The sequence below is a fragment of the Picosynechococcus sp. PCC 7002 genome, from assembly GCF_963860125.1.
Taxonomy (GTDB): Bacteria; Cyanobacteriota; Cyanobacteriia; order Cyanobacteriales; family MRBY01; genus MRBY01.
The window spans coordinates 779,804-792,510 of the sequence record NZ_CAWLFA010000001.1 but is presented as its reverse complement, the minus strand read 5'-3'; the positions used below and the strand labels follow the sequence as shown (position 1 = coordinate 792,510).

Annotated in this window: 15 protein-coding genes; 4 read left to right on the top strand and 11 right to left on the bottom strand. The window is 52.1% G+C overall.

The window, feature by feature from the left end:
- Window positions 1-27: 27 nt before the first annotated feature.
- Together AACQ84_RS03870 and psbX are read right to left on the bottom strand one after the other, a co-directional pair.
- Entirely contained in the window at window positions 28-948 is a 921-nt protein-coding gene (locus AACQ84_RS03870; RefSeq protein ID WP_012306389.1) for a Ycf66 family protein, read from the bottom strand.
- A gap of 134 nt (window positions 949-1,082) precedes the next feature.
- Complete coding sequence (psbX, locus tag AACQ84_RS03865; RefSeq protein WP_030005983.1) at window positions 1,083-1,199, bottom strand: photosystem II reaction center X protein; 117 nt, start codon at window positions 1,197-1,199, stop codon at window positions 1,083-1,085.
- A 76-nt stretch (window positions 1,200-1,275) separates the two neighbouring features.
- Between psbX and AACQ84_RS03860 the strand changes: the two genes are divergently transcribed.
- From AACQ84_RS03860 to AACQ84_RS03850, 3 genes are all read left to right on the top strand, one after another.
- Complete coding sequence (locus AACQ84_RS03860) at window positions 1,276-1,413, top strand: hypothetical protein (RefSeq protein WP_156785466.1); 138 nt, start codon at window positions 1,276-1,278, stop codon at window positions 1,411-1,413.
- Between the two features lie 17 nt (window positions 1,414-1,430).
- Window positions 1,431-2,900 (top strand): PhnE/PtxC family ABC transporter permease, encoded by a 1,470-nt coding sequence (locus AACQ84_RS03855; protein ID WP_012306388.1) that lies wholly within the window; start codon window positions 1,431-1,433, stop codon window positions 2,898-2,900.
- A gap of 100 nt (window positions 2,901-3,000) precedes the next feature.
- On the top strand, window positions 3,001-4,131 hold the full coding sequence (locus AACQ84_RS03850) for a hypothetical protein (protein ID WP_012306387.1): 1,131 nt from the start codon (window positions 3,001-3,003) through the stop codon (window positions 4,129-4,131).
- A gap of 10 nt (window positions 4,132-4,141) precedes the next feature.
- Here AACQ84_RS03850 and recO read toward each other — a convergent pair whose 3' ends face one another.
- From recO to rimP, 8 genes are all read right to left on the bottom strand, one after another.
- Window positions 4,142-4,954 (bottom strand): DNA repair protein RecO, encoded by an 813-nt coding sequence (gene recO, locus AACQ84_RS03845; protein ID WP_012306386.1) that lies wholly within the window; start codon window positions 4,952-4,954, stop codon window positions 4,142-4,144.
- A gap of 7 nt (window positions 4,955-4,961) precedes the next feature.
- Window positions 4,962-5,648, bottom strand: coding sequence for a deoxyribose-phosphate aldolase (deoC, locus tag AACQ84_RS03840; protein WP_012306385.1), 687 nt, complete (start codon window positions 5,646-5,648; stop codon window positions 4,962-4,964).
- A gap of 173 nt (window positions 5,649-5,821) precedes the next feature.
- Entirely contained in the window at window positions 5,822-5,944 is a 123-nt protein-coding gene (locus AACQ84_RS03835) for a hypothetical protein (RefSeq protein WP_254903393.1), read from the bottom strand.
- A gap of 19 nt (window positions 5,945-5,963) precedes the next feature.
- Window positions 5,964-6,053: a cytochrome b6-f complex subunit PetN gene (petN, locus tag AACQ84_RS03830; RefSeq protein WP_071819460.1), complete on the bottom strand. Its 90-nt coding sequence runs from the start codon at window positions 6,051-6,053 to the stop codon at window positions 5,964-5,966.
- Between the two features lie 193 nt (window positions 6,054-6,246).
- Entirely contained in the window at window positions 6,247-9,186 is a 2,940-nt protein-coding gene (gene infB / locus AACQ84_RS03825) for a translation initiation factor IF-2 (RefSeq protein ID WP_012306384.1), read from the bottom strand.
- A gap of 237 nt (window positions 9,187-9,423) precedes the next feature.
- Window positions 9,424-9,678, bottom strand: coding sequence for a YlxR family protein (locus AACQ84_RS03820; RefSeq protein WP_012306383.1), 255 nt, complete (start codon window positions 9,676-9,678; stop codon window positions 9,424-9,426).
- Between the two features lie 51 nt (window positions 9,679-9,729).
- Window positions 9,730-10,992 (bottom strand): transcription termination factor NusA, encoded by a 1,263-nt coding sequence (nusA, locus tag AACQ84_RS03815; protein WP_012306382.1) that lies wholly within the window; start codon window positions 10,990-10,992, stop codon window positions 9,730-9,732.
- A gap of 59 nt (window positions 10,993-11,051) precedes the next feature.
- Window positions 11,052-11,513, bottom strand: a complete 462-nt coding sequence (gene rimP / locus AACQ84_RS03810) for a ribosome maturation factor RimP (RefSeq protein WP_030005977.1) — start codon at window positions 11,511-11,513, stop codon at window positions 11,052-11,054.
- 290 nt (window positions 11,514-11,803) lie between these two features.
- Between rimP and AACQ84_RS03805 the strand changes: the two genes are divergently transcribed.
- Window positions 11,804-12,106 carry a 30S ribosomal protein PSRP-3 gene (locus tag AACQ84_RS03805; RefSeq protein WP_012306380.1) on the top strand — a complete coding sequence of 101 codons (303 nt, stop codon included), beginning with the start codon at window positions 11,804-11,806 and terminating at the stop codon, window positions 12,104-12,106.
- A gap of 147 nt (window positions 12,107-12,253) precedes the next feature.
- On the opposite strand, the gene atpC is transcribed toward AACQ84_RS03805, so the two are convergent.
- Window positions 12,254-12,658, bottom strand: coding sequence for an ATP synthase F1 subunit epsilon (atpC, locus tag AACQ84_RS03800; protein WP_012306379.1), 405 nt, complete (start codon window positions 12,656-12,658; stop codon window positions 12,254-12,256).
- Window positions 12,659-12,707: the final 49 nt, after the last annotated feature.

Here is a 12,707-nt window from a genome sequence, read left to right as displayed (position 1 = left end):
TCGTTAATGGGCAGAAAATTCGGGCAATTAGTAGTCGAAATTGACGGGGTTGTTGGGGCGATCGCCTTCTGGCATTTCTGGATTGTCGGGGGCCGGATCATCCCAATCTTGATCCTCACCAAAGGCAGCCCCATCAATGGGTTGGTAATCAACGGTGGCCACTTCTTCGTCGGGGGCACCATAGTTATCCGGGCGAGGCCGACGGGGACGGCGGGGGGCTGAAGGCTCATCATCAGGTCGGGGGCGGCGGGGCCGACGGGGCGTTTCATCGACGGGGCGATCGCCTTGATCCCAGGCGTCTTCTGACCAGACATCGGTGACATTACCGCTGGGGCCATAGGCATCATAGCCACCATTTTCATAGCGATCCGGACGGGGGGGGCGTCGGCTGGGAGGGGAGGGGCGACTGGGACGACGACTAGTGGGGCGGCCACTGGGGCGATCGCCATAATCTGTCGGGGGACGATTGGTCGGGCGGCTACTGGGTCGGGTACTCGTTCCCCGGGGGGCTTCATCTTCGTAACCCCGGCTCCGACTCGAACGGGGTTCAGGGTAGCCCCGCAACCGACGTTCATAGCGTTCTTCCCCCTGGTAAGGCTCAATCTGATCCAGCTCCGCCCGATAAACCCGACTGACGGGCCGTTCATCGTCCACAATGGGCGTATTGCGGCGGGCCTGCTCTGTGGCCAAACCCCGGAGACGAATTGACTCAATGGCGAAAAATACCGCTGAGCCAGACAGGAGAAATTGACCAAATTGCAAAATCGGGTCTAAACGCCACCCTTGGAACAGGAGGATGAAGCCGCACAATAGCCCAACCGCCGCAAAGAAAATATCGTGGTCGCGGGAAAGTTCTGGGCGTACCGACCGTAAAAAATAGAGGGATGCACCCGCTGCGGCCAGCGCAATCCCCAAGATACTGGCGGAATTTAGCCCAAAATTAACCATTGTTGATCTCCCTTGACTCTACCTTCTATACTAACGGCTTCCGTTTCCAGACTATAAGATATCTCAGATGAAAACAGAGGTGGACAATGTTACAAAATGCCCACCTCGCAGTTTCGTGTTTTGGAAGGGAATATCTAGCGCTTAATTTTGTCCTGCTGACTGATGAAAATCAAAAATGCGGTGGCAGGAATGACCACAACTAAGGTGCCAGCCAAGAGGCTATAGAAAAAGTTTGCCAAAGAGGGAGTCATAATGAGGGTTTCCTTAATGTGTTTAATAATTATTTGTTGATAATTTTGCCATACTCTCCGCCGAATCTTGCCATTGATGTTTAGAATCTCCCTGCCGCTGCCCCGAAATGTTCAGCCCAAGGCTTGGGGGTTTAGTCTTTTTGGCCTGGCGATCGCCTGCAGTTTGATCGACGTTACCGTTCAGGGTGGAGCCTTATTTAATGGCCAGGTTTAGGTACCCTTGGGCGATTTGTGGGGGCCGCTTTTCAGCCAAATTTAACAACGGACTTTCTTCTACTGACCTGCCAGGCAACCTTGACCACCTTTGCCTATGCGATCTGCGGCACCTTTTTGAGTTTGGTGGTGGGTACTATCGGCGGGCTACTCAGTGCCAAGTTACTCTGGGAGACGATATTTCCCCAAGGCAAGCGGTTAGGAAGCGGCATCCGGTTGCTTTTAGCTGTACCCCGTTCGATCCATGAGGTGGTGTGGGGTCTGATTTTGATTAATGTTTGGGGCCTAGATCCGGTGGTGGCCTTGGGGGCGATCGCCATTCCCTTTGGGGCAATTGTGGCGAAAATTTTTGCCGAAATCATTGATGAGACTCCCCGGGCCGCCTTTGCAGCCTTAATTTATAGCGGTGTCCCCACGGCCCAAGCTTTTCTCTATGGGATTTTGCCCCAGGCTTTGTTTAATTTGTTGTCCTACAGTTTTTATCGCTTTGAATGTTCCCTGCGTTCGGCGGCTGTGTTGGGCATTATTGGTGCTGGGGGCCTGGGCTATGAGATTTATTTAAGCCTACAATCCCTCCGCTACGAACAGCTTTGGACGTTGTTTTATGCCCTGATTGCGTTGAATGGGGTGGTGGATTGGGGAAGTCATTTTTTGCGGCAACAGCTGGATTGCACCAGTCGCTTTGACCTCAACAGTCATCGTTACAAATTGGGGGGACAGCGGCGGGATTGGCTCCTCGGTACGATGCTTTTCGGTAGTGGTTTAGTGGCTTGGGGATTTTGGTATATTCAGCCCGATTGGTCGCGACTCTGGTCTGGCCGGGGCCAAGACTTTTTGGGGGAAGTTATGACTCAACTCCAGACCGTCAGTTTCGATTTCGCCCAGGGAAAACAGTTAGCGATCCTGAGTCTACAGACTCTGGAGATGTCTATTTTGGCGATCGCCTTAGCTGGGGTGGGCGGATTCTTTCTGGCCTTTTTGGCAGCGAAAAATCAGCGGCCCATTTTCTGGGGACAACGGCTCCTGAGCCATCTAATACTCTTGGTTTGTCGGAGTATCCCAGCTCCCATCTGGGCGTTGGTGGTGGTATTTGTGATGTTTCCGGGGATTTTGCCGGGGGCGATCGCCCTGGGGATTCATAACCTGGGCATTTTAGGCAGATTAATGGGCGAAGTAATTGAAAATGTTCCCCCTGCGCCCCTCAATGCTCTCCGGAACCTAGGCAGTAGCGAAGGCAATGTTTGGCTCTACGGTACGGTGCCTTTAACGCTGCCTAATTTTATTGCCTACAGTTTTTATCGTTGGGAAGTCTGTCTACGGGAAACGGTCATTGTCGGCCTTGTGGGGGCGGGCGGCCTAGGACGACTTTTGATGGAACAATTGAGCAGCTTTAATTATGGGGGCGTCAGTCTGACCTTGCTTTGTTTCCTCTTGCTTACTTGGGGAGTTGATAGTTTTAGTGGATTTTTGCGGCAACAGCCTCGCTAAATAAACTGAGCTTTGGCGATCGCCGGGGTCTTTTGACAAGACTTTTTTTTTGAGCTTTACTTACAATGACATTTCAAGTCCATAGGCTGTTCTTGCGGTTATGTCCGATGTTGCCCCGTTAAATCTCCAGGATCTGCAAGCGGATCTCCAAACTCAACTTGAAGCAGAATATTTCCCCACAGACCCGATTCAGGTGCGTTGTCTCTTTAAGGAAGGTCTGTTGCTTGTCCTGGTGCAACATCAAGCTCCGGCCCCGGCAGAGCTCCCGCCCCTTTTCCGGCTGATCCGCGATCGCCTCCAGGGTGATCCCCGCGTCCAAGGGCATCAAACCCTCATTTATTTGCGGATTACTGGGGCCAACGAACCCTATGCCTTCCACGCCCTCACCCAGTTTGAAGTTGAGCCGGTTTTCGATGGGCAGTCCCCAGAAAATGCGACGGATTTCCCTGAACAATCTGAATTTCCAGAAGATATTGACCTCGAAGCTACGGATGATCCTTTTCCGCTCGTGGGCAATGAGTTAGAAAAAGACTCGTTTGATAACGTCGCCCCAGAAGAAGAGTTTACAGGCCCTACCGGAGATTTTGAAGGCTTTACCACCGCCGATGGAGGGCTGGAAGAATTTACTGAATCCTCCCCCCGGAAAGGCGATCGCCCCGGCAAAAAAGGCCCCCTAATCCTTGGTGCGGGTTTGTTGTTCGTCCTTCTGGGGGCCGCAGGCTATGCCTTGAGTCGTCCCTGTGTGGTTGGTTCCTGTGCGCCCCTGACCACCGCCACACAACTGGCTGATCCGGCTCGATCACTGTTTGCTGCTGGCGAAAATCCCTCTGGCCAAGCGATTCTCCAGGCCCAGGCCAATTTAGAAGAGGCGATCGCCACCCTAGAAACCGTGCCCCGTTGGTCGCCTCGGTACGGAGAAGTGCAGACCCAACTCGCCGATTACCAGTCCCTCAATGGCAGTCTTGGCAATCTAATCACAGGCTTATCCCAGGGGGCAACGGCCGCCCAAATGGCTGAAACTCCCCCTGCTTCTGTGGCCCAGTGGCAGGAAATTATCGAGCAATGGCAAACGGCGATCGTCACCTTAGACGCGATTCCACCAGGGGATTTTTACTACGATTTTGCCCAGGCGAGACGGGCCAGTTACCAACAAAATTTAGAAGCTGTGGAACAACGGGTGCAACAACTCCAGGCCCAAGAATCCCCAACCCCGGCTGCAGCGAGCAATTAGCGATCGCCCTTTAAAAAGCTAAGGGGGCAAGGGTATCGATGAGCGGGGCCGCTTTGAGGGTTTTGCCAATGTGATGCTCAAGGTACTGCCGTAACAGATGTTCAACCCGGAGCCAAGCCGTTTCTAAGGAAAATACCATTTGTTCGGCTTGGGACCACCGTTGCAGCTCCGGCAAATTACGGTTGGGTAGCATTTGTAAAATATCTAGTTCCAAAGCCGTCAGCCGTTGATCGGGACGAATGTTTCCCTGGCCCAGCACCATAATCCCCCCCAGATCGTGACTAAAGCCAATGCGCCACCGGGGATCAACAAAGTTGGGAGAAATAAGGGTTTGACTGCCCTGGCAATGTTGAACTTGGGGGGCAAAACCGGCGATCGCCAACAGATGAAATAGAGCTTGGGTTAGGTGGGCGATGATCTGGGTCACCCTGGCGCTGGGCTGAAATTCTAAAGCTTCGATGCGGCGTAAATGTTCCCGAAGCAATTCATATAGTTCCGGCTGGGGGGTTTGGCTCACTGCGAGGTAATGGGTGACTTCCGCCAGGTATTGACCCACGGCTAATTTGGCAAAGTCATGTCTGAGGCCAGAATAGGAGGTGAGCATATCCGCCTGTTGGATCCGGTCTAGCGATCGCCCCCGGGTCAAGACAAACTCATTGACCACCAGTAATTCGGTGCGCCCCCGTAGGGCAGAGCGGTGCTGACGGGCTCCAGGCGCCACGGCCTTTACCAATCCTTGTTCTGGCGACAGAATCGTCACCAGTCGATCCGCTTCGCCCAGGGGACTGCCTTTGAGGATGATGCCTGTGACTTTAAAAGACATGCCGTATTTACCAAGTTGGGTTATCGCTCACTTGTTCCCTTTCCTGCATAATCTTGATACTCCGGGACGTGCCAAGGCGGGTTGCTCCAGCCTGAATTAAGGCGATCGCCTGGTCAACCGTTTTGATCCCCCCCGCTGCTTTGATGCCAATGCGGCCTTTGGTGATCCCATAGAGTAATTTCACATCAGCTACCGTTGTACCGCCGAACCAGCCCGTTGAGGTTTTGAGATAGCTCACCCCTGCATCGAGGCAAATCTCTGCGGCGAGTCGTTTTTCGGTGTCTGTTAAAAGGGCCGTTTCTAAAATGCCTTTGATGGGAACTTTCGTCAGCTCGACGATTTGCGCCACTTCCTGATAGAGCTTCTCTGATTCCCCCATTTTTACAAAGGCTAAGTTCAGCATGACGTCTAATTCTGTTGCTCCATTTTCTACCGCTTCCTGGGCTTCGTAGAGTTTGGTTGCGGTCGTATGAGCCCCGGCGGGAAAACCCACCACAGAACAAATTTGAATGGGTCGCTGGTGCAAGAAATCCCGGGCTGTTTTGATCGCCGTTGGGTAGAGACATACCGCCGGAAAATCAAATTGGACTGCCGCCTCACAGCATTCTTTGACCTGGGCTTCGGTGGCCGCTGGGTGCAACAGGGAATGTTCGAGATACCGGGCTAAATCAATTTCGTTTGCGGGAATCGCCATGGTTTTTGGGAAGTGTACTTCCTTTGATTGTGGCAGAAATTGTTCGTTTTCTGGTGCTTCTCTAGAAACTACCCAGGCACAAAATCCACAAAAAAATCCCCTGCCATCACAGGAGATTGATCAAGAAAGATATTTCGGGAAAGGCGCCAAGGCCAAGCAAGTTCGTTTGAGGGTTACTTGCCCCGTTTATCTCGGTCTTGACGACGGCGATCGCGCCATTCCACAAAGGTGAGATAGGAGATCCCGCCGCTGACCAGTAGCAGCAAGGCAAGGGCCCCCAAAAAAAGAGAATTCAAAAAAATTGTTTCCACGATCCTAGAAACCGTTACGTGCCCAAACAACCATGGCGATCGACCAAGTGAACAGGGCCAATAGCGCGCCCCAACCTAAAGAAAGAACATCCATTTTTAATAACGCCTTGAAATTACTAAAGAGTGATCATTCCATATCTTATCCTGTCTTGAAACCTACCGAAACGTGACTCCCTGAATCCCCAGGGTGAAATTGAAAGCGAAATTGGCGATCGCCAAAAAAACCTCCTAGTTGTCCAGGAGGTTTTGGATTAAAGGATTATCGCCAGTTAAACAATGTGCGTCGCTTAACTGGTGCGGCCCGCCAAGGTGCGGCGTTTGAAGACCATTTCGTAGGCTTCGATAATGTCCCCTTCTTTCCAGGTGCTAAATTTATCGACGCCAATCCCGCATTCATAGCCAGAATTGACTTCCCGGACATCCTCGCGGACACGCTTAAGGGAATCGAGGGAACCGTCATAGACGACGACATCACCCCGACGCACGCGGATCATCCGGTTACGAACGACCTTACCCGACTGGACATAACAGCCCGCAACGGAGCCACGCCCGACGGGGAAGACGGCCCGCACTTCGGCCCGACCCAAGGGTTCTTCGACTTCCTCTGGATCCAGGAGACCTTCCATCGCCCCTTGGATTTCTTCGAGGAAACGGTAGATCACGTTATATTCGCGGATATCAACCCCTTCTTGTTCGGCGGCCTGTCGCGCACCGGGAGCCAAGGTCGTGTTAAAGCCGATAATGATCGCCCCACTGGCAGCGGCAAGATCGACATCTGTTTCGCTGATTTCACCGGGAGCAGACAGCAAGACACGAATTTGGACTTCGTCCTGGGGCAGTTGTTGGAGGGAGCCGAGAATCGCCTCGACGGAACCCTGGACATCGGCCTTGAGTACCAAGTTGAGTTCCTTGAGTTCCCCTTCTTGGGCTTGGGCCGAGAGACTGCTAAGGCTGACCCGTCGGGAAGACATGGCCTGTTGGAGCCGAGATTGACGCTTCCCTTCGGCCCGTTCGTCGGCGATCGCCCGGGCTTCTTTTTCACTGGAGTAGACTTCAAATTCATCCCCAGCCGCTGGTACCTCACTTAAACCAAGGATTTCCACTGCAAAAGACGGTGTTGCATCCGTGACTTTTTCACCGCGATCGCTAATCATGGCCCGGATTTTACCCATCACCGATCCCGCCACAATGATGTCACCAACCCGTAGGGTTCCGTTCTGTACTAACAGAGTCGCTACCGGGCCGCGAGCGCGATCCAAGTGGGCTTCAATGATTGTGCCTCTCGCCAGACGATCTGGGTTCGCCGAGAGTTCTTCAATCTCAGAGACGAGCAGAATCATTTCCAGGAGAGTATCTAGATTCTCTCCCTTCAGGGCACTGACGGGCACCATAATGGTTTCGCCGCCCCACTCCTCAGGCACTAAGCCCTGTTCTGAGAGTTCCTGCTTGACGCGATCCGGTTCTGCGCCGAGTTTATCCATTTTGTTGATCGCCACAACGATGGGCACTTTGGCCGCTTGGGCGTGGCGGATCGCCTCTAGGGTCTGGGGACGGACACCGTCATCGGCGGCGACAACAAGAATGGCAATATCTGTCACCTTTGCGCCCCGGGCCCGCATGGCCGTAAAGGCTTCGTGACCAGGAGTATCGAGGAAAACAATTTGACCGGGTTTCCCGTTGTGTTCGATGTCCACGTGGTAAGCACCGATGTGCTGGGTAATTCCCCCGGCTTCCCCTTGGGCCACCTTAGTCTCGCGAATGGAGTCCAGGAGGGTAGTTTTACCGTGGTCAACGTGACCCATGATGGTGACGACTGGAGGACGATGTTGGAGGTGTTCGAGGTCGGCCACATCCAGCATTTCTGTGGATTTTTCAGCCGCTGATTTCACCTCTGGGGCAATGACTTTCACGTCAAATTCCTCGGCTACCATCTGGGCGGTGTCGTAGTCTAGGGTTTGGGTGATGTTGATCGCGATCCCCTTACTAAAGAGGCGACGGATAATGTCTGTTTCAGCGATGCAGAGAATATCTGCCATTTCCCGGAGGGTCATGGTTTCTGTGAGGGTGATCTCCGCTGGTGGTGTTTTCACATCAGGGCGATCGCGCCGTTGTTCTTTCTGAGATTGACCACTACCACCACTGCCAGATCGTTTCGCCGCTGGTTTCTTCGGTTTTGAAGGTGATGGCTTGCTTGGGGAAGGAGACGATGAAGCACTCTTCGGTTTGGGGGGACGGGCAATGGACAAGCTGACAGAAGGCACTTCGGCATTGTTGTTTGTGGTTGTGCCAAAGTCATCGTCATCGTCATCAATGACAACGGGGCGACGCTTGAGTTTGCTGGTTTTTGTCTTCTTGCTTTCGGATTCGTCCTCTTCCTCATCTTCCCAGACTTTACGTTTGCTGGGTTTCGGGCCAATGGCTTTTTTGGGTTTTGCGGCGGGACGCTTGGGGGGAGCGAGAAGGACTTCTGGGGTCGCATCATCATCCCCTTCGACATTGTTGGTATCGGGTTCTTCGTCAAGCTCGGGTTCAATCGCTTGAACGGGGGTGGGCTTTTTACTGACGGTGCCAACAATTTGCGGTTTTGGCCGTAATTTTGGTGCTTTGGCCGGGGCTTCGGCGGTATTTTTCGAGAGGGATTTGGCCCTCACATCGGCTTGGGTTGCCCCACTGCTTGTTTCTGCCGTTGCAGGACTGGCATCGGGCGTCTTGGGAGCAGATGATTTGGGGGTTGGCCGAGGCGGCGGCCCCATGAGCTTGGGTTTCGGGGCAGCGGGGGCTGCTGGTTCTGCTTTGGGGGAAGTTGTCTTGGCCACTGGCTCAGCTTTGGCTCCATTGTTGGCCGGAGACTCTTCTGGTTGTGCAGGTGTCTCCTTTCCTCGACTCGGAGGAGACTGCAATTTCGGACGTTCAAGCTTTTTGGCTGTTGAGGTTGGGTGATTTGCGTCGGCTGATTCTGATTTACTAGCCTGGGGTTTTGCGCCCTGGGGCTGGTGCTGGACGGAGAGAATTTCTTGTTTTTTCTTTCTCTGGGGCCGCTGGGCCTTGGGGGCTTGGGGGCGCTTTTGTGTGGCGATCGCCCGGATTTTATCAGCTTCTTCTGTCGTGATGGTGCTACTGTGACTCTTCACATCAATGGAGAGCTGGCCACAGAATTCTAAAATGTCTTTGTTTTCGAGATCTAGTTCCTTTGAAAGTTCGTAAATTCTAACTTTTTCGTTATTCATCCAATAATGTCCTTAACTACTAGTCGTACAAATTGAGGGTAAGTGAGGGATAGGTGGGTTTAATGTGGATTGTGGGATCTAAATCCAACGGAGATTAGCGGCAATGATGAATGGAAAGGCCTCCGAGCTTGCTAGAGTTCAACAATAAAAAGAAGGTTTAATCTGAATAATTTCAGGGATGATTTTAAATAGCATCGCGCGTCCATAATGGCTTGAGGAGTGGCGATTGTCAGAGCTTTAATTGAGAGAATTTAAGCGTTCTTTTAGGGTTTGATAAATCTCAGGGGAGACGTTCTTTTTGAGCGATCGCCCGAGCCGATCTTTGCGCTGGGCCATTTCTAGACAATGGTGACATTGACAGAGATAGGCGGAACGCCCCATGCCCCGATCTAATTGTACCTGCTGGGATGGATAGACTCGAACCACCCGCCAAAGAGATTGTTTTGGGGCAAGTTTGCGGCAGGCAACACAGCGGCGTAGATTTGGCTCCATGGCAATGGTTGAAATGGCGATCGCCTTTTACATCAAAATTCCCCCCGGAATCTAAGCGTCCGTTGGCGTGGCCTCTTCTTCTAAAGGTTCCGTTTCAGCTTGATCCGGCAGCACAGCAGTTTCCGACTCCACTTCACTGGGTGGGGCTGTCTCTTGTTCGGCGAGGGCGGCTTGTTCTGCCTCGTACTTGGCACTATCTTTAATATCAATTTTCCAGCCCGTCAAGCGTGCGGCCAAACGTACATTTTGCCCTTCTTTACCAATGGCAAGGCTCAGTTGGTTTTCGGGGACTAATACCGTGGCCTGTCGCTCTTCCGCATCAACCAAGATTACCCCATCGACCCGTGCTGGGCTCAGGGCATTGGCAATGTAGGTCGCTGGATCTGGCGACCAACGGATCACATCAATTTTTTCGCCCCGCAATTCATTAACTACGGCTTGGATCCGTGATCCCCGCGCCCCAATACAAGCACCGACAGGATCCACATCCCGCTCTAGGGTATCCACGGCAATTTTTGTGCGGGGGCCAACATAACGGCCGGGGGGATTCGCTTCTCGGGCAACGGCCACAATCCGCACGATTTCTTCTTCGATTTCTGGGACTTCGTTGGCAAACAGGTAAACGACTAAATCTGCGGCGGCGCGGGAAACGACTAACTGGGGGCCACGGTGGGAGCCTTCTTTAACGTGTTTTAAATAGACTTTGTAGGTGGTATTAGCTCGGTAATTGTCGTTGGGGAGCTGCTCCCGTCTGGGTAATTCGGCTTCGGTTTCTGGTTGTCCAAAGGCGCTGGTAACCGCCATCACCACAAAGTTCCGCTCAAAACGGAGGACACGGGCCTGGAGGACTTCCCCTTCTAGTTCTTGGAATTCTTCTTGGACGAGTTTGCGTTGCTGATCCCGTAATTTCTGAAGCAGCACTTGCTTGGTTTGAATCGCGGCCATCCGCCCAAAATCACTCTGTTCGGGGGTGACGTCTAGGATTACGGAATCACCGAGTTGGGCTTCATTGGCGACTTCTTGGACTTCTTGTAGGGCAATTTGATGATCGGAGTTTTCCACTTCTTCGACAATCACCTTGGTGGCCAATACCCGAAAGCCTTCGTCTTCGAGGTCTAGTTCGACTTCAAAGTTATCGAAGTAGTCTTCAGCGAAGGGGGTAGCTTGGTTGAGCGTTAGGGAACGGCGATAGCGCTCATAACCTTTGAGCAGGGCTTCCCGGAGGGCTTCATGGACAGCACTTTGGGGTAAATTGTGGCGATCGCTGATTTCTTCAACGAGGGCGCTTAAACCAGTGAGACTAACAAGGGACATAGAAATTTACGGATAGAAAAAATCGATAAATGAACAAAGCTTGGGGCAGTTTGGGGCAACTAGGGTTGGTCATCTAGTTGTACTTTGGCGACCAGTTCCCGGGGAATGGCGATCGCCTTGCCCTTGAGATTGAGATGGATTGCCGCTTCATCCCGTTCCCGGAGGGTGCCACACCACTCTTTTTGATCTTTGTAAGGAGCATAGGTTTTCACCCGGACAGGAAAGCCCCGGAAGGCGATAAACTCTCGATCTGTGGTGAGGTTGCGGTCGGTGCCAGGGCTAGAGACTTCCAGCACATAGGCCCCAGGAATGATCTCTTGGGCTTCCAGTTGGGGATCGAGTAAGCGACTGAAGCGCTCGCAATCTTCCAGGCCAGTGTCTTGGGAGAGATTCCGGACATCAATTCTGAGGACTGGTGGTTTTTTATTCGTCTGGAACACCACGTCCACCACTTCTAAACCCAACTCTGCAGCAATGGGTTCGGCACAGGTTACGATTCGGGGGATGAGGGGATGAGCCATGGGGAAATCTAGACAACAAAAAAAGCGGGTCAGGCCCACTTCAGGATTTCTTGATCGGGGTGGTATAGATAAAAAATATTTTATCTATCTGCAAATAGTCTAACATTCGCCCGTCACAATGACATAGCTTGGGGCGATCGCCCCCGGTAACAAGTGTTTATTTCTCTGGATTTGTTGCCCCAATCCGTCAGGAGATTTTCTAGGGGGCATCCAAATCTCCCGCTTCAATGTAAAATAATAGACTGTAAATTTTTGAAACCACTTGTGTAAATTTGGGTTTGGAGGCTTCTTTGGTAGAAAGATTTCTTTTAAAGGTACTTTGGTTAGATAAAGACGTGGCGATCGCCGTGGATCAAGTTGTTGGGAAAGGCACCAGTCCTTTGACCGCCTATTTCTTTTGGCCCCGTAACGACGCTTGGCAACAATTAAAAGACGAACTAGAAGCGAAGCACTGGATTTCTGAGGCAGAGCGCATCGAAGTGCTCAACCAAGCCACAGAAGTTATCAACTACTGGCAAGAACATGGCAAAAAGACCAGTATGGCTGAAGCCCAGGCAAAATTCCCTGAAGTGGCCTTTAGCGGCAGTAACTAAAGTCAATTGCCACTGTGCTTGTCTTAAATGTAATCACTATCTAAGTTTTTACGATTGTTATTTTGTAATTAATTTCTATAAAAAAATGGGCAGCTCTAGGGCTGCCTTTTTATTGCAAAATTTTTTGGCCCTGGGGCGACACATTGCCTATGCCATGCCACCAGCCGCCATGTAGCGGGCCCGGGTCCGCTTGAGTTCTTTGCGGGCATCAAGGATTGCTTTACGATCTGCCGCATTGACTTGATCAAGTTGTGCCTTTGCACTTTCAAAGGCCTTGCGGGCTTCCTCAAGATCGATGTCTTGACCCTTGGCTGCAGTGTTAACCAGCACCTTTACTTCATTGGCTTCTACCTCAGCAAAGCCATCGGTAATTGCGATGTTCTCCCAACCACTGGTCCGGACGCGAATGACGCCGGATTCGAGGGCTGTGAGGAGGGGCGCGTGGCCCGACAAAATACCGATTTGACCAGAACTACTGGGGAGGATGACTTCTTCGACACTGTCATCCAGTACCGTCCGGTCTGGGGTGATCACTCGTACTTTTAAAGCCATTTGCTTAAATCTAATTCAAAAAATAAGGAAAATTCTGACGTTCAAGGTC

What these genes read in the sequence shown, in the direction of transcription:
- atpC (WP_012306379.1), bottom strand. Translation starts at nt 12,658, where the DNA reads ATGGCTTTAAAAGTACGAGTGATCACCCCAGACCGGACGGTACTGGAT.
- AACQ84_RS03870 (WP_012306389.1), bottom strand. Translation starts at nt 948, where the DNA reads ATGGTTAATTTTGGGCTAAATTCCGCCAGTATCTTGGGGATTGCGCTG.
- AACQ84_RS03860 (WP_156785466.1), top strand. Translation starts at nt 1,276, where the DNA reads ATGTTTAGAATCTCCCTGCCGCTGCCCCGAAATGTTCAGCCCAAGGCT.
- psbX (WP_030005983.1), bottom strand. Translation starts at nt 1,199, where the DNA reads ATGACTCCCTCTTTGGCAAACTTTTTCTATAGCCTCTTGGCTGGCACC.
- deoC (WP_012306385.1), bottom strand. Translation starts at nt 5,648, where the DNA reads ATGGCGATTCCCGCAAACGAAATTGATTTAGCCCGGTATCTCGAACAT.
- AACQ84_RS03850 (WP_012306387.1), top strand. Translation starts at nt 3,001, where the DNA reads ATGTCCGATGTTGCCCCGTTAAATCTCCAGGATCTGCAAGCGGATCTC.
- infB (WP_012306384.1), bottom strand. Translation starts at nt 9,186, where the DNA reads ATGAATAACGAAAAAGTTAGAATTTACGAACTTTCAAAGGAACTAGAT.
- recO (WP_012306386.1), bottom strand. Translation starts at nt 4,954, where the DNA reads ATGTCTTTTAAAGTCACAGGCATCATCCTCAAAGGCAGTCCCCTGGGC.
- petN (WP_071819460.1), bottom strand. Translation starts at nt 6,053, where the DNA reads ATGGATGTTCTTTCTTTAGGTTGGGGCGCGCTATTGGCCCTGTTCACT.
- rimP (WP_030005977.1), bottom strand. Translation starts at nt 11,513, where the DNA reads ATGGCTCATCCCCTCATCCCCCGAATCGTAACCTGTGCCGAACCCATT.
- nusA (WP_012306382.1), bottom strand. Translation starts at nt 10,992, where the DNA reads ATGTCCCTTGTTAGTCTCACTGGTTTAAGCGCCCTCGTTGAAGAAATC.
- AACQ84_RS03820 (WP_012306383.1), bottom strand. Translation starts at nt 9,678, where the DNA reads ATGGAGCCAAATCTACGCCGCTGTGTTGCCTGCCGCAAACTTGCCCCA.